Here is a 15,144-nt window from a genome sequence, read left to right on the forward strand (position 1 = left end):
AAAGGCGCCCGGCCGGCGGCATGCCCGTCAGGTTCGTAGCCTGACGTTCCTGCGGCTGTTCAGTGCGAATCAGATGAAGGCGTAGGGGAGTCCCTCCGGGGAAAAACACCATAGACACTCAGATGTGGGGATTCGGGTTCACGCCGCCGACGCGGCCTGCCGTGAGGCGGTCTGGACCCGCCGGCATGACGTTCTGCGTCGCCTGGCCCGGTCGGTTCGTGCTGAGGTGCGGGTGCTGGCGTTGACTGGGCTGGTCCGGGTCGGTCAGGACAGCGACGTTGCCGCGCATCTGGCGATGACGCGCCGCTGGTCCGGGCCGTGGCCCGGGAGGCGGCCCGCCGGCTCGGCATCGACGCCCGGGAGCATTACCGGACCGCGACCGGCGCCGGTGAACCGGCACTGGGTGCGATCGCCGGGCTTGCCGAGACCGGCTCGGCAGCGGATGCCCGCTGCTGCGGCCGCTGCTGACCCACTCGCAAGCCAGAGTCCGTGTCCAGGCGGTACGAGGCCTGCGCCTGCTCGAGGCGGTTGTCGCGCAGGAGGTGCTGCCGCTGCTACGGGACTCGTCGCCGGCGGTGGTCCGAGCGGTGACCACCGCGCTGCGGCCCTTCAGCGAGTGCCCTGCCGCCAGGCCTTCCGTGGCAGTTGCTCGGCGACGCTCGGGTGGAGTTGCGCCGGGCCGGCTACCGCCTCCTGCGTGGCCACAGCGTCGACGTCCAGTTGCGCGCTGCCCTGATGTTCACCCTCGACCCGGACCCTCGCCTGGCCGAACGTGGCAAGGCCGACGTGACCCGCCTCGCCCGCGACGGCGCACGAACTACCTGGCGTCGCACTCCACCACCCGAGCTGCCGGTCACCGCCGTTCAGCACGGCGAGCTCACCGCCTTGGCGGCACGAGCAGCGGCGGCACTCGGCGAGGACACCAGCCGGATGCTCACCACCTGGCTGGCGCGTACCCGCCCCGACGCATGAGTGCAGCGCCGCCGCTCACTAGCGCTCCGCAGTATTCGGCCGGCCGCCACACCATGGCGCGGCGCCGGAGCCGCTCGCGGCGGGCACCGGTCACCCAGTGATCGGGTCCGTCACCGGAGTAGCAGAGTGTGCTGTCGAGGCCCTGCCGTCTCCGCCGATCGTGCAGGCGACGCTCAAGCCGACGATGCCCCCGGTGAGCCGGCCCTGAGCAACCGGCGGAGACCGGTTCGCGGGTCGTCGCCGCTGTCCGCCTACGCTTCGGCCGGGGCGTAACGCAGTTCGAGGACGCCGTTGCCCAGGGCCCGCGAGCTGGTGAGCTGCAGCGGATGCGGGCCGTCGCCGGCCGCGGCCTCGAACAGACGCAGGCCGGCGCCGACCGCGATCGGCAGCACGAACAGGTGAAGCTCGTCCAGCCGGCCCTGCCTGAGCAGCCAGCGCACCAGCGTCGGGCTGCCCAGCACCAGCATCTGGCCGTCGCCGGAGCTGCGGATCCGCTCGACGTCGTCGGCCGGGTCGGCGCCGAGGACCGTGATGTTGTCGCGCTGCCTGCCGGCCGGCATCGTCGTGGACACCACGTACGTGTCGGTCGAGTCGATAAGCCCGAGCACCGGAGAATCCGGGGCCTCCTGCCGCAGTGCCTCATAACCCTCGTATGAGCGCCGGCCGAGCAGAAGCGCCTCGGGACGTGGCACGGCGGCCATCGCTGCGTCCATCTCCTGGTCGAAATACGGGTACTGCCATTTGCCCGTACCGTCCACGATGCCGTCCACGGACATGAACAGCCCAGCGGAAATCTTGCGCATTTGGTGACAACCTCTCGGTCTGCGGCTCAATGGTCTTCGGTTACGACGATCACAGATTGCGCGCTACCTCGGTCAACCGATCGGTGAGGAAAGCGCGCTCGATCTCGTTGTCGGTGAGAGTCAGCGCCTCCTCGTAGGCCGTCATCGCCTGCGGCCAGTTCTCCAGCCGGCGCAGGAAGTCGGCCCGGGCGGCGCTGAGATATCCGTACGTGGCCAGGGCCGGATCGGCCAGCAACGGCGTCAGCGCGTCGAGTCCGGCCCCGGGCCCGTCGCGCATCCCGATCGCGACGGCGCGATTGAGCTCGACCACGGGGGACGGCCACAGCCGGAGCAGGACGTCATAGATGCTGACGATCTCGGCCCAGTCGGTGTCCGACCAGCTCGGCGCCTCGGCGTGCAGGGCGGCGATCGCGGCCTGGAGGGCGTACCGGGTCGGTGGCCGCCGCAGCAGGGCCTCGGTCAGCAACGACTGACCCTCGGCGATGAGCTGCCGGTCCCAGCGCGAGCGGTCCTGTTCGGACAACAGCGCCATGCGCCCGTCGGCGGCCATCCGGGTCTCCTGACGTGACGATATGAGCAGCAGCAGAGCCAGCAGGGCGATGGTCTCCGCGTTGGTCGGCATGAGCAGATGCAGCATGCGGGCCAGCCTGATCGCGCTGTCGGTCAGATCGCGGCGTACCAGGTGGGCGCCGAGCGGCGCGGTGTGCCCGGTGGTGAAGATGAGATGGACGACCTCGAGGACGGCCGTGAACCGCTCCTCGAGCTGATCCGGGCCCGGTACCCGATAGGGAATGCGGGCCGCGGTGATCTTCCTCTTGGCCCGGGTGATCCGGGCCGCCATGGTGGCCGGCGGTACCAGGAACGCCCGCGCCACCTCGGGCGTGGACAGACCACAAACCAGGCGCAGCGTCAGCGCCACCTGCGCTTCGGTCGACAGTGCGGGGTGGGTGCAGGTGAAGATGAGCCGGAGCCGGTCGTCGTTCAGGGCGTCCTCGGGCCCCTGCACCGTCTCGTCCGTGACCACCAGGGACATCTTCCGGCGGAACACCGACTCGCGGCGCAGCACGTCGCGGGCCCGGTTGCGGGCGATGGTGGTGAGCCACGCGCCCGGCCGGTCTGGGATGCCGTTCTCGCCCCACATCTCCAACGCCTGCGCGTACGCATCCTGGGCGCACTCCTCGGCCAGGTCGAGATCCCCGGTCAGATGGGCAGTGGTGCTGAGCACCTTGGCCCAGTCGCGGCGGTGGGCCTCGGTCACCGCCGCGACGACCTCGTCTCTCGTGTCGTTCACCCGTGGTCAACCACCGGACGGATCTCCAGGCCACTGTGCGTGTAATTCAGCTCGGGCAGCAGCTTCGCCAGCTCCAGGACCTCGTCCAGATCGGCCGCTTCGAGCAGGTAGTAGCCGCCGAGTCCTTCCTTGGTCTCCAGGAACGGGCCGTCGGTGGTGTGGATCTGACCGAGTGCGTCCACACGCAGCGAGGTGGCAGTGGGGGCCCTCTCGAGCTGCTGACCGTCGAGAACGCGGGAGCCGGCCTTGGCCGTGAAAGCCGCGTGGCCGCCGTCGTGAGCCTTCCACTGCTCGTCGGTCATCGCATCCCACTGCTCGGCGTCGCCGTAGATGAGGATCATGTACTTCGCCATGTCTCGAACCCCTCGGGTGCGGGCCCCCTATGCGGTGGCCTCTACCCTACGACGTGTGAGGCGGGCGGCAGATCGACAGCCGGACGAGATTCAGTCCTTCGCGCACGCCAGAAGGCGCTCCAGCGGCTCTGGGTCGTATGGGGCGTTCAGTCCCAGAACGATGTGGGTGGCGCCGGTTTTGAAATAGGCGTCGGCCGCGTCTGCCGCGGCCGTCTCGATCATCGTGGTGCGCTCGATCTCGCCCGGGTCGCAACCCTGCTCAGCACACCAGCGGTCGAGCACGGCGTTCTTCTCGGCGAAGCGCTCAGCCGAGCCGAAGTCGTTCCACCTGTCGGCATACTGCGTCACGATGCGCAGCGTCACCTTTTCGCCGCTGCCGATCAGCATCGGCACCCGGGATGCCGGTGGAACCAGCGCGTCGAGCCGGGACCGTACGCGCCGGACGCCGCCCTCGAGGGGCGGCAGCCGCTCACCGGGACGGCCGAACTCGTAGCCGAACTCGGTGTAGTCCCGGCCGAACCAGCCGGCCCCTAGAAGCCCGTCGTCCGGCGCCCACACCAGCGCCGGCCCACGCGACGGGGACCCTGCCCGCCGATCGCTGCCGCCGGTCTCGCGGTCGAGATTGAGGAGCAGGTTGGGAGCAGACGGATGCACTGAACGGCATTGAACAGCGCCCAACGGCAGTGAACGGTATCCAACTGCACCCACCACAGCCTGTAAGTTCTCGTTCTCGCAGGTCAGAGTGGGTGCGGCGTCCTGCTTCACCGCGGAGTGCTCCGCGGTTTTGCGCAGCGGTCGACAGCGCTCTATGTCCCCTGGCAACGGTGCATGCACAGGCCGCGGCGGTAAGGAGCTGCTAGATGGCCATGCCTTGCAAGTGGGAGCAGATTGGGTGCGGGTTGGCGAAGTGGTCACCGCGCCCGAAGTGCTCACCGACGTTGGACAGGGCCGAGGGCTTTGACCTTGGTGATGTGGGCGAGCGGTCCGGCGTGACCTCCCAGAAAGCACCGAAGTGGTCAAGCTGCAGGCCCTATGGATCCGACCGCCTCGTCGGTCCGCGCCGGCTGTCGGATCGGATCAGCGCTGGAAAGAGTTGTTCGATATCTGGCTCTGCGCGTCGTCGTTGAGGCGGCGGCACCCGTCCTAACACCTGGAACATCAATCCCACCGGCAATGCGTTGAGCAGGGCTCTCTGCTCGGTGACATCTTCGGCGGATCCGAAGAGGTCAACAACCGCAGCCGTCGTCGTGGACCTGTGCCGCAGCCAGGATCCGATCCCACGTTCCATCGGCCGTCCAACGGCGCAGCCGCTCGTGGCAGGTCTTCCACGGCCCAAAGCGTTCCGGCAGGTCACGCCAGGGCGCGTCCGTGCGCAGCTTCCACAGAATCTAGGAACGCTCGGCAACCAGTGGCGGAGGTCAGTTCACCGGCCGGGCTCGCCGGTCTGGTCCCACATCGACTTCATCTCGTCGAACGCCTGCTCCATGATCCGCACCATGGCCTCCCTGGCCCGCTCGCCGTCCCGTCGCTGGATCGCCTGGGCGACGTCGGCGTGCAGTTGCAGGGCCTGCTCGTCGGGGTAGTGCGGCATCAGGTTGTAGTGATGCCGGCCGGTGAGCACCTCGGCGACCAGTTCCTGGAGCTTTCCGAACATCTCGTTGCCGGACGCGGCGAGCACCCGCCGGTGGAACTCGATGTCCAGGCTGAGGAAGCGTTCCTCGTCGCCGGCCTTCCCGGCGGCCCACATCTTGGCGGCGAGCCCGACCAGATCGCTCGCCTCGTCGTGGTCGACCCGGCGGGCGGCCAGCCAGGCGGCGTGCGGCTCGACCGCGGTCCGCAGCTCGGTGATCGAGCGGAGCTGCCCCATCCGACCGGCGGAGGCGAGCCGCCAGCGGATCACTTGTGGATCGAAGACGTTCCACGCCTCGGCTGGTCGGATCAGCACGCCGACCCGGCGCCGGGTCTCGATGAATCCCATGGACGCCAGCACCCGCAGCACCTCGCGGATCACCGAGCGGGAGACCGCGTACCGCTCGACCAGGTCGTCGATGTTGAGGACGGAGCCGGCAGCCACCTCGCCGCCGCAGATGGCGGTGCCGAGGTGGTCGAGAACGCGGGCGTGCAGCCCGGCCTCGGCAGGGGCGGGCTGGGCGGGTGCGACCCCTGAAGAGGACTTATCCACGGCTCGGAGCGTATCAGTTGAAGATCATCCCTTGAATAAGTCGGCTTTTTGGGCCTAGCATCCCCTCGTTAAGCGGACGTTACAACGGTGTGGCGCTCCTCCCGCTGGGCGGCGGCCACGACAGAAGGAGAGATGGACGTGCGGCGTCGATCGATATTCGGTACTTCTCTGGCTGTGGTTGCCGCCATGGGCCTGGCCGCCTGCGGCGGCGGTGGCGACGACAGCGGCGCGTCCAAGACGGTCCGGGTGACCCTGGCGAACCACGTCTGGACGGAGAACATCAAGCGGGCCCTGCCCGAGTTCGAGAAGCAGACCGGGCTCAAGGTCGAGATCACCCAGCTCGGCGAGGACCAGCTCTCCGACCAGTACAACGTCAAGCTGAACGCCGGCTCGTCCGACATCGACGTGATGATGTACCGCCCCCTGCAGGAGGGGAGGCTGTTCGCCAAGAACAAGTACCTCGCCGACCTGTCGGACCACGTGAAGTCCAACAAGGACTGGGACTTCGCCGACTTCCAGGCCGGCCCGGTGGAGGCCACCTCGTACGAGGGCAAGCCGGTCGGCGTCCCGATCATCACCGAGCAGGAGGTCCTCTACTACCGCAAGGACCTGCTCGCCAAGGCCGGCCTGAGCGCCCCGCCGAAGACGCTCGACGAGCTCAAGGCCGCCGCCGCCAAGGTCAAGGCCGCCCAGCCGGGCGTCGCCGGCTTCGTCGCCCGGACCGGCAAGTCGCCGGCCGTCACCCAGTTCTCCAGCTTCCTGTACAGCTTCGGCGGCGACTTCGTCGACGGCAGCGGCAAGGCCACCGTCAACAGCGACGCCGCCAAGCAGGCGTACGCCTACTACGGCGGGCTCATCTCCGAGCACGGCCCGGCGAACGTCAGCACCGACATGAGCTGGCCCGAGGCGATGGCCATCTTCACCCAGGGCAAGGCTGCCTTCTACACCGAGGCCAACTCGCTCTACAAGAACGCCACCGACCCGGCCAAGTCCAAGGTGGCCGACACCGTCGGCTTCGCGCCGTTCCCCGCCGGCCCGGCCGGCTCGAAGCCGTACAACATCCCCTCCTGGGCGCTAGGCATCAACGGCAGCTCGGAGAACAAGAGCAACGCCTGGAAGTTCATCGAGTGGGCGACCGGCAAGCAGCAGACGCTCGCCCAGCAGAAGTCCGGCGTGCCGAGTGCCCGTACCTCCGTCTGGGCCAACCCGGAGGGCACCGCGACCTACCCGAAGGACCTGGTCGAGGCCATCGCCGCCAGCACCAAGGACGGCGTGGGCCACGACCGGCCGCTGGTCGTGAAGGTCGCCCAGGCCCGCGAGATCGTCGGCCAGCCGATCGTCGACGCGATTGCCGGCAAGGACGCCGCGGCCTCGGCCGACACGGCGAACACCGCCTTCCAGAAGTTCCTGGACGACGAGGCCAAGTAAGCCGCGCGTGGGTGGTGGGGCCGGCCGGTCCCACCACCCACGTCTCCCCGCCGGCCCGCCCACCCCCGGAGATCCCATGGCAACAGTTACCACCCCCGCCCGAGCGCCCGGCGGCGTCTCGGCCACGCCCGACACGCCCGGATGGGCGCGCTGGGCCAACGACCACCGCAAGTGGCTCTTCGCGGCCCCGGCGATGGCCTTCGTCGCCGTGCTGATCGTCTTCCCGCTGGCCTGGACCGGCTACCTCAGCCTCACCGACGCCGAGGGCTCCGTCCGCGCCGAGAGCGAGTTCGTCGGCTTCCGGAACTACATCGACGTGCTGTCGGACACCGACCGGTTCTGGCCCGCCGTCGGGCGGACCGCTGCGTTCACCGTCGTCGCGCTGCTCTTCGAGGTGGCCCTCGGGATGGCGATCGCGCTGCTGCTGTGGCGGCCGTTCAAGGGGCAGAAGTGGGTCCGGGTGGCCATCCTGATGCCGCTGGTTGCCACGCCGGTCGCTGTCGGCATGATGTGGCGGCTCATCTTCGACCCGAACATCGGCCTGGCCAACCAGCTGCTCGGCTGGGTCGGCATCGGACCGCAGCCGTGGCTCGCCGGCCAGCACTCGGCGCTGCCCACCACCATCTTCATCGACGTCTGGCAGTGGACGCCGATGGTGGTGCTGATCCTGCTCGCCGGGCTGACCGCACTGTCGGAGGAGCCGCAGGAGGCAGCCCGCATCGACGGCGCCAGCACCTGGCAGCGCTTCCGGCACGTCACCCTGCCGCTGCTGATGCCCACGGTGATCGTGGCGATCCTGCTGCGCGGCATCGACGCGCTGAAGACCTTTGACATCCTCTACGCCACCAAGGGCCGCGGCGGCGGTTCGTTCCACGAGGTGGAGACCCTCAACGTCTACGCCTACGGCCTCAGCTTCGACTACAACGAGTACGGCGTCTCCTCGACTGTCCTCATCATCTTCTTCCTGATCATCATCGGGTCGATGTGGGCCCTGACCGCCCGGCGCAAGGAGTCACAGCGATGAAGCCCCGTCCCGCGTACCGGGTGTTCCGGGTGGTGGCGCTCGCCGTCGTGGTGCTGTCGCTGCTCGCGCCGCTGCTCTGGATGATCGCGGCGTCGTTCAAGACCAACGTCGACATCTACGACACCGGCAAGGCGCTGGTCTTCTCGCCCACCGTGGACAACTACGCCAACGTGCTCAAGCAGGCGAACTACACCCAGTTCATCGGCAACAGCCTCTGGGTGGCCTTCGCCGCGACCGTGGCGTCGCTGATCCTCGGCGTGCCGGCCGCGTACTCGATGAGCCGGTTCAACATGAGAAAATCCGCGCTGGTGGTGCTGATGGCCCGGGTCATCCCCGGCGTCTCGCTGCTGGTGCCCTGGTACTACGTCTTCTCCAACCTGAAGATGGTCGGCGGCTTCGGCGTCCTGATCCTCAGCCACATGTTCGTCTCGCTGCCGCTGGTGGTCTACATCATGATGGGCTACTTCGACAGCCTGCCGGAGGAGCTGGAGGAGGCTGCGCTGGTCGACGGGCTGACCCACATCGGCGCGTTTCGCCGGATCACCCTGCCGCTGTCCGTGCCGGGCATCGCCACCGCCGGAATCCTGTCTTTCATCTTCTCCTGGAACAACTTCCTGTTCGCACTGGTGCTCTCCGGCGCCGACACTAAGACGCTGCCCGTGGCGATCTTCGACTTCGTCGGCTACGCCAGTATCGATTGGGGCGGGCTGATGGCCGCGGCCACCGTGGTCACCCTGCCGATCATGCTGATCGCCCTGTTCGTGCAGAAGTACGTGGTCTCCGGGCTCACCGCCGGCGCGACGAAGGGCTGAGCCACCATGACGACAGTCGCCCGCATCGAGACCTTCCTCGTCGCCCCCCGGTGGCTCTTCGTCCGCGTCGAGACGGAGAGCGGGATCGTCGGCTGGGGCGAGGCCACCTGCGAGGGGCGCTCCGAAACCGTCCAGGCCGCCGTCGAGCAGCTCGGCGAGCTGCTGATCGGCCGCGACGCGCTGCGGATCGAGGACCACTGGCAGGTCATGACGAAGGGCTCGTTCTACCGGGGCGGCCCGATCCTGGCCAGCGCTGTGGCCGGCCTCGACCAGGCGCTGTGGGACATCGCCGGCAAGCACTTCGGTGCCCCCGTGCACCAGCTGCTCGGCGGTCCGGTCCGGGACCGGATCCGGGTGTACGGCTGGGTTGGCGGCGACGAGCCCAGTGAGGTCCGCGACCACATCGCCGCCCAGGTCGAGGCGGGGTTGACCGCGGTCAAGATGAACGCCTCCGGCCGGATGAGCCCGATCGCCTCGGTGGCCGAGCTCGACGGCGTGATCGCCCGGGTGGCCGCGGCCCGCGAGGTGCTCGGCGACGACCGCGACGTGGCCGTCGACTTCCACGGCCGCTTCACCCTGGCCAACGCCCGTCGGGTGGCGCCGCTGCTGGAGCCGTACCGGCCGTTGTTCCTGGAGGAGCCGGTCGTCCCGGAGAACTCCCACCTGATCGGCGATTTCGTCCGGTCGACCACCACGCCGGTGTCCACGGGGGAGCGGCTCTACAGCCGGCAGGAGTTCCTGCCAGTGTTCCAGGCCGGCATCGCGGTCGCGCAGCCGGACCTCTCGCACGCTGGCGGCATCACCGAGGTACGCAAGATCGCGTCGCTCGCCGAGGTGTACGACGTGCAGCTCGCCCCGCACTGCCCGCTCGGGCCGATCGCCCTCGCGGCCTGCCTCCAGGTCGGCTTCGCCACGCCGAACTACCTGATTCAGGAGCAGAGCATCGGCATCCACTACAACCTCGGCGCCGAGGTGCTCGACTACTGCCTCGACAAGACCCCACTGACCTTCGTCGACGGGTACGTCGAGCGGCTCACCGCGCCCGGCCTGGGCATCGAGGTCGACGAGGCGGCGGTCCGCGTCGCGGACAAGCGCGGTCACGCCTGGCGCACCCCGATGTTCCGGCACATCGACGGCTCCTACGCGGAATGGTGACGATGACACTCGACCTCACCGCCGAACTCGCCGCGACCCGCCTGCTGGCGGTCATTCGCGGCACTGACACCGCCGCCGCCATCGCCACCGGCACCGCCCTGCTGGCCGAGGGCGTACGGGTGGTGGAGGTGGCCCTGACCACGCCGGGCGCCCTCGACGCCATCGCGGTGATCCGGGCGACCGCCCCGCCCGGGTCGCTGGTCGGCGCCGGGACGGTGCTCACCCCGGCCGACGTCGCGGACGTCGTCGCCGCCGGCGCGCAGTTCGTGGTCACACCGGCCGTCGTGGACTCCATCCCCGAGGCGGTCCGCCGCGACCTGCCGGTCGCCGTCGGGGCGCTCACCCCGACCGAGGCGTACGCGGCCGTCCGGGCGGGGGCCTCCGTCGTCAAGCTTTTCCCGGCGTCGGTGGGCGGGCCGGCGTACCTGAAGGCGCTGCGCGACCCGTTCCCGGACATCCCGTTCGTCGCGGTCGGCGGGGTGGGCCTCGCCGAGCTGCCCGGCTACCTCGCGGCCGGCGCGATCGCCGTCGGCGTCGGCGGCCCGCTGGTCGGCGACGCCGCCTCCGGCGGCGACCTCGACGCGCTGCGGGATCGGGCCCGGGCCTACGTCGCCGCCACGTCATGACCGCCGTCGACCTGCTCACCTTCGGCGAGGCCCTGGTATCGCTGCGGTCGGCCGGACCGCTGGCCACCGGCGGGGCGCTGACCATGCACCTCGCCGGGGCCGAGGCCAACGTGGCCATCGGGCTGGCCCGGCTCGGCCACCGGGCAGCCTGGGCCGGCCGGGTCAGCGACGACGAGCTCGGCGGGTACGTGCTCCGCCAACTGCGCGCTGAGGGCGTCGCCGTCGACCACGTCACCCGCGACCCGCAGCGTCCGGCCGGGCTGATGTTCCTGGAACGCCGTACGGCCGACCTGACCCGGGTGCGCTACCACCGGGCCGGCTCGGCCGGGTCCGCGCTGGACGTCGAGGACCTGCGTCCGGCTCTGGCCGCAGGCACCCGCATGCTGCACCTGACCGGCATCACCCCGGCGCTGTCCGACAGCGCCCACGAGGCCACCCGGTGGGCGGCCGAAATGGCGTCCCGGTCCGAGGCGCTGGTCTGCCTCGACGTCAACTACCGGGCGAAGCTGTGGAGCCGCGAGGACGCCCGCGCGGTGCTCACCCGACTCGCCGGGTACGCCTCGGTCGTCGTCGCCTCCGCCGACGAGCTGGACCTCGTCGGCGAACCCGGCGCGGCGGAGCAAACCGTGGTGGCCGGGCTGCTGGCGCGGGGTGTGACGACTGTGCTGGTGAAGCTCGGCGGCGAGGGCGCCCGGGCGTACACCGGCGACGGGGTCCGGCACGCGCCAGCGTTGCCGGTCACCGCAGTGGACACCGTCGGCGCCGGTGACGCCTTCACCGCCGGCTACCTCTCCGGGCACCTCGACGGTCTCGACCTGGCCGGGCGGCTGCGCCGCGCGGTAACCCTCGGCGCCTTCGCCGTCGCCGGTCACGGCGACTGGGAGGCCCTCCCGCGCCGCGACGAACTGTCCCTCCTGGACGACCTGCAGCCCGGCAGCACCCTTCGCTGAGCATCACTTGAGAAAGGCACCTGCGTGAAGATCATCGCGGCGGACGTCATCGTCTCCAGCCCCGACCGCAACTTCGTCACCCTGAAGATCACCACCGACGAGGGGCTGACGGGACTGGGTGACGGCACCCTCAACGGGCGGGAGCTGGCCGTCGCCTCTTACCTGACCGACCACGTCGTCCCCTTGCTGATCGGCCGGGACCCGCACCGCATCGAGGACACCTGGCAGTTCCTCTACCGGTCGGCGTACTGGCGGCGGGGGCCGGTCACCATGGCCGCCATCGCGGCCGTGGACGTCGCGCTGTGGGACATCAAGGCCAAGGCCGCCGGGATGCCGCTCTACCAGCTGCTCGGCGGCGCGTCCCGGACCGGGATCATGGCGTACGGCCACGCCTCCGGGCGGGAACTGCCGGAGCTGTTCGACTCGATCCGCCTGCACCTCGACCTCGGCTACCGGTCGATCCGGGTGCAGATGTCGGTGCCCGGCATCAACGCCGTCTACGGCGTCGCCGCCCAGCCCGGCGTCGACGGCAAGCGCTACGACTACGAGCCGGCGCAGCGCACGCCGCTGCCCGCCGAGGAGGACTGGGACACTCGCGCGTACCTGCGGCACCTGCCCTATGTCTTCGAGGCGGTCCGGAACGAGTTCGGCCCGGAGCTGCCGCTGCTGCACGACGGGCACCACCGGATGACCCCCATCCAGGCCGCGAAGCTCGGCAAGGCTCTGGAGCCGTACGACTTGTTCTGGCTGGAGGACTGCACCCCGGCGGAGAACCAGGAGGCGCTGCGCCTGGTTCGCCAGCACACCACCACCCCGCTGGCCATCGGCGAGGTCTTCAACACCGTCTGGGACTACCAAACGCTGATCCGGGAACAGCTCATCGACTACGTCCGGTCCGCGGTCACCCACACCGGTGGCATCACGGCCATGCGCAAGCTGCTCGACTTCGCCGCGCAGTACCAGATCAAGTCCGGCATCCACGGCCCGACCGACATCTCGCCAGTGGGTATGGCCGCCGCGCTCCACCTCGACCTGGCCATCCACAACTTCGGCATTCAGGAGTACATGCAGCACGGCGCGCTGACCAACGAGGTGTTCCGGCAGTCGTTCAGCTTCACCGACGGCTACCTGCACCCCGGGGAACAGCCCGGTCTCGGCGTGGAACTCGACGAGGAGGCCGCCGCCCGGTTCCCGTACCAGCCGGCGTACCTGCCCTTCAACCGGCTCAAGGACGGCACCGTCCATGACTGGTAACCGACCGCTCACCCGGCACGTCGTGGTGATGGGGGTGTCCGGGGCGGGCAAGACAACGGTGGCCCAGGGGATCAGTGAGCTGACCGGGCTGCGCTTCGCCGAGGCGGACGAGTTCCACTCGGAGGCCAACGTGACGCGGATGCGGTCGGGCGTACCGCTGGACGACGACGCCCGCTGGCCATGGCTGCGCGACCTCGCCGAGTGGATGGCCGCCCGGCACGCCGAGGGGGTGTCCACGGTGCTGGCCTGCTCGGCGCTGAAGCGGTCCTACCGGGACGTGTTGCGGGAAGGTCCGCCGGACGTGGAGTTCGTCCACCTAGCCGGCGCGACGGAGCTCATCCGGGACCGGATGAGCCGGCGCGCCGGGCACTACATGCCGGCCAGCCTGCTCGACTCCCAGCGGGCGATCTTGGAACACCTGGGTCCGGACGAGTCCGGCGTCGTTCTGGAGATCACGCTGCCGCCGGAGGAACTGGTCACCGCTGCGGTCGACCGTCTTGGACTGCCGGCCCGAGCCGCGGCGGGCAGCCGGTAGGGCCACCGGGCTCGGGCGTCGGTCCGGGCCCGGCGCTCACCCGGGCAGGGCGTCTGTGGAGGCTGATGCGGACACGAAACCGTTCGGTGCAGCGATCCTGCAACCCCGCCAGCCCCGGTAGGTCGGCTGGGGCAACGGCCGAATCTCATCGTCCTTGCGGCTGCGGCGATCGAGCAGCGTTCATCGTGACGGCGGCGACCGGTCGCCCGTCCAGCTTCTGGTCGATGCCGCTGCCGCGATAGACGATGGTGTCGTTGGGGTTGCCCGGCTGAGGGTCGCCGACGGCGATCACCAGGCGGGCGCTGGCGTCGATGGCGACCTGCAGGTTGGTCGAATCCTGCAAACAGCCATCCTCGATGGTCGTCCTCATCGGACGGACACCCATCACCCAATGCGGAAGTGCCAGCCCGAGACGGTTAAGGGGAACGTCTGCCTGATCCGTGTAGCGGGTGATACACGTTCAGTCGCGGCTATCGCGCGCTGCGGTTGATCTGCCAGAATGCTGCGGAGGAACTAGGCCACCGCGCGACAACGTCGTGAGGCCGCGATAGGGCTTGTCCGAGGGGTCTCCGGCGCTCGGCCCGGTAGTCTCAGCTACCGGCCATCGCCCGCTCGGCAACAGCACGGTGGTCAACCGGGTGGCGTAGATGGCGGTGGGTACGAGGCGCCCAGCGAGGATGTCCGTTGTCACGACTCGTACCTCCGGGGCTGCCGCCGCCGGCTACTCTCGCGCCAGTTGGTGCCGGGCAGTAGACGACGCAGACGTGTTCGATGCATTGCAGGCCGGCAACATCGATCACACCCGAGACGCCTTACTTGCAGCGACCGCCGTCTTCGAACGATGCCCGCTCGTGACCAACGACAAGAAGCTTCGGAACCGGGCAACCGGCCGGGGCGTCCAAGTGATCACGAGCACAGAACTACTTGCCGAGCGTGGTGTCGCCGTCGGACAAGTTGGCTGACTAACTGAATGACTACCGAGGCGCGTGACGCCGGACTTCCACGGACGTCGATGGAACCATTGCGCAGACGAACTCCGCTGCTCGCCCAGCTTATCGGCGGCTGATCATTCCTTCTGGGGCGGACGGGTCAAGCACCGACAGCCGGACGGTGGTTTGCGGCAGAGCTCAGGTGCTGTGGATCGACGTAGAGCGTCGCGGGTTAGCGGGCTGAAGTCCGCCGCAGGTCCGTCATCTGAGACATCGATCCCACGGGAAACGTCCTGAGCAGGCCCTTCAGGCTGGAGACCTCTTTGGCGTCCCCGAAGATGTCAGCCATGGTGTTCCCAGTCGTCAGTCGGGCGACGTCCGCTCACGTCGGGAACAGGGCATGACCTGGCTTGGCCACGCCCTGCCCCGAGGCGGCTTGGCGATACGCTCACTCAGTGGCCGACAGGGCGGAGCCGATTCGACTCCTGACAAAGGCGGCGCAGGCGATGCTGGCATCCGACGCCGACGCGGATCAGGTAGCCCAGGAACTGCTTCGGCGCACCGATTCCCCGATTTCGGCAATCAAGGCCGTTGCCGACGCGACCGGCATGGCCTTGGGCGATGCGAAGCGGGTTGTACACCGCAATCCCAACCCGCAGGTTCGCAAGGCCGCGGAGAACCTTTGGGACGAACTGCTTGACGGCATCAGGCAGCTCCAGGAATCGCCCGACGTAGCGCACCGGCACTCGGACTAGCCGCATTCGTTGGAGGGCTGGTGGGCAGGTCGGAGCGTTGGCAGTTGGCCAACCGGTGCTCACTGACCAAGCGCC

General features: G+C 69.3%; 16 protein-coding genes and 1 pseudogene. 10 read left to right on the plus strand and 7 right to left on the minus strand.

What is annotated here, in order from left to right; translation table 11 throughout:
- The first annotated feature begins 645 nt into the window (after positions 1–645).
- Positions 646–972, plus strand: a complete 327-nt coding sequence (locus V6U79_RS28745; RefSeq protein WP_334616594.1) for a hypothetical protein — start codon at positions 646–648, stop codon at positions 970–972.
- Between the two features lie 251 nt (positions 973–1,223).
- Here V6U79_RS28745 and V6U79_RS28750 read toward each other — a convergent pair whose 3' ends face one another.
- The 6 genes and pseudogenes from V6U79_RS28750 to V6U79_RS28775 all read right to left on the minus strand — a co-directional run bounded on the left by V6U79_RS28750 (position 1,224) and on the right by V6U79_RS28775 (position 5,601).
- Complete coding sequence (locus V6U79_RS28750; RefSeq protein ID WP_334616595.1) at positions 1,224–1,775, minus strand: dihydrofolate reductase family protein; 552 nt, start codon at positions 1,773–1,775, stop codon at positions 1,224–1,226.
- A gap of 49 nt (positions 1,776–1,824) precedes the next feature.
- The gene (locus tag V6U79_RS28755) at positions 1,825–3,000 is read right to left on the minus strand and encodes an RNA polymerase sigma factor (RefSeq protein WP_334616609.1); all 1,176 of its coding nucleotides are present in this window, start codon (positions 2,998–3,000) and stop codon (positions 1,825–1,827) included.
- A 62-nt stretch (positions 3,001–3,062) separates the two neighbouring features.
- A complete protein-coding gene (locus tag V6U79_RS28760; protein WP_334616596.1) occupies positions 3,063–3,419 on the minus strand; it encodes a YciI family protein in 357 nt (118 codons plus the stop codon).
- 90 nt (positions 3,420–3,509) lie between these two features.
- Positions 3,510–4,184: an LLM class oxidoreductase gene (locus tag V6U79_RS28765; protein ID WP_334616598.1), complete on the minus strand. Its 675-nt coding sequence runs from the start codon at positions 4,182–4,184 to the stop codon at positions 3,510–3,512.
- 473 nt (positions 4,185–4,657) lie between these two features.
- A pseudogene (locus V6U79_RS28770) lies at positions 4,658–4,807 on the minus strand (transposase); the annotation flags it as partial.
- 35 nt (positions 4,808–4,842) lie between these two features.
- Complete coding sequence (locus V6U79_RS28775) at positions 4,843–5,601, minus strand: FadR/GntR family transcriptional regulator (RefSeq protein ID WP_334616599.1); 759 nt, start codon at positions 5,599–5,601, stop codon at positions 4,843–4,845.
- Positions 5,602–5,787: 186 nt separating this feature from the next.
- On the opposite strand from V6U79_RS28775, the gene V6U79_RS28780 reads away from it, so the two are divergent.
- The 8 genes from V6U79_RS28780 to V6U79_RS28815 all read left to right on the plus strand — a co-directional run bounded on the left by V6U79_RS28780 (position 5,788) and on the right by V6U79_RS28815 (position 13,385).
- A complete protein-coding gene (locus tag V6U79_RS28780) occupies positions 5,788–7,029 on the plus strand; it encodes an ABC transporter substrate-binding protein (protein WP_334616600.1) in 1,242 nt (413 codons plus the stop codon).
- A 76-nt stretch (positions 7,030–7,105) separates the two neighbouring features.
- Positions 7,106–8,053 carry a carbohydrate ABC transporter permease gene (locus tag V6U79_RS28785; RefSeq protein ID WP_334616601.1) on the plus strand — a complete coding sequence of 316 codons (948 nt, stop codon included), beginning with the start codon at positions 7,106–7,108 and terminating at the stop codon, positions 8,051–8,053.
- Positions 8,050–8,865 (plus strand): carbohydrate ABC transporter permease, encoded by an 816-nt coding sequence (locus V6U79_RS28790; protein WP_334616602.1) that lies wholly within the window; start codon positions 8,050–8,052, stop codon positions 8,863–8,865. Before V6U79_RS28785 ends, V6U79_RS28790 begins: the two co-directional genes overlap by 4 nt.
- A 6-nt stretch (positions 8,866–8,871) precedes the next feature.
- On the plus strand, positions 8,872–10,020 hold the full coding sequence (gene dgoD, locus V6U79_RS28795; RefSeq protein ID WP_334616603.1) for a galactonate dehydratase: 1,149 nt from the start codon (positions 8,872–8,874) through the stop codon (positions 10,018–10,020).
- A 2-nt stretch (positions 10,021–10,022) separates the two neighbouring features.
- A complete protein-coding gene (locus V6U79_RS28800; protein WP_334616604.1) occupies positions 10,023–10,646 on the plus strand; it encodes a bifunctional 4-hydroxy-2-oxoglutarate aldolase/2-dehydro-3-deoxy-phosphogluconate aldolase in 624 nt (207 codons plus the stop codon).
- The gene (locus tag V6U79_RS28805) at positions 10,643–11,596 is read left to right on the plus strand and encodes a sugar kinase (protein WP_334616605.1); all 954 of its coding nucleotides are present in this window, start codon (positions 10,643–10,645) and stop codon (positions 11,594–11,596) included. The genes V6U79_RS28800 and V6U79_RS28805 overlap by 4 nt, the downstream gene beginning before the upstream one ends.
- A 24-nt stretch (positions 11,597–11,620) precedes the next feature.
- Entirely contained in the window at positions 11,621–12,850 is a 1,230-nt protein-coding gene (gene manD, locus V6U79_RS28810) for a D-mannonate dehydratase ManD (protein WP_334616606.1), read from the plus strand.
- The gene (locus tag V6U79_RS28815) at positions 12,840–13,385 is read left to right on the plus strand and encodes a gluconokinase (RefSeq protein ID WP_334616607.1); all 546 of its coding nucleotides are present in this window, start codon (positions 12,840–12,842) and stop codon (positions 13,383–13,385) included. The genes manD and V6U79_RS28815 overlap by 11 nt, the downstream gene beginning before the upstream one ends.
- 145 nt (positions 13,386–13,530) lie before the next feature.
- Here the strand turns inward: V6U79_RS28815 and V6U79_RS28820 are convergent, their stop codons facing one another.
- A complete protein-coding gene (locus tag V6U79_RS28820; protein WP_442933831.1) occupies positions 13,531–13,755 on the minus strand; it encodes a hypothetical protein in 225 nt (74 codons plus the stop codon).
- A gap of 1,014 nt (positions 13,756–14,769) precedes the next feature.
- On the opposite strand from V6U79_RS28820, the gene V6U79_RS28825 reads away from it, so the two are divergent.
- Positions 14,770–15,069, plus strand: coding sequence for a hypothetical protein (locus V6U79_RS28825; protein ID WP_334616608.1), 300 nt, complete (start codon positions 14,770–14,772; stop codon positions 15,067–15,069).
- Positions 15,070–15,144 lie beyond the last annotated feature (75 nt).

Origin of the sequence: Micromonospora psammae, assembly GCF_036902725.1 — a bacterium.
Taxonomy (GTDB): domain Bacteria; phylum Actinomycetota; class Actinomycetes; order Mycobacteriales; family Micromonosporaceae; genus Micromonospora.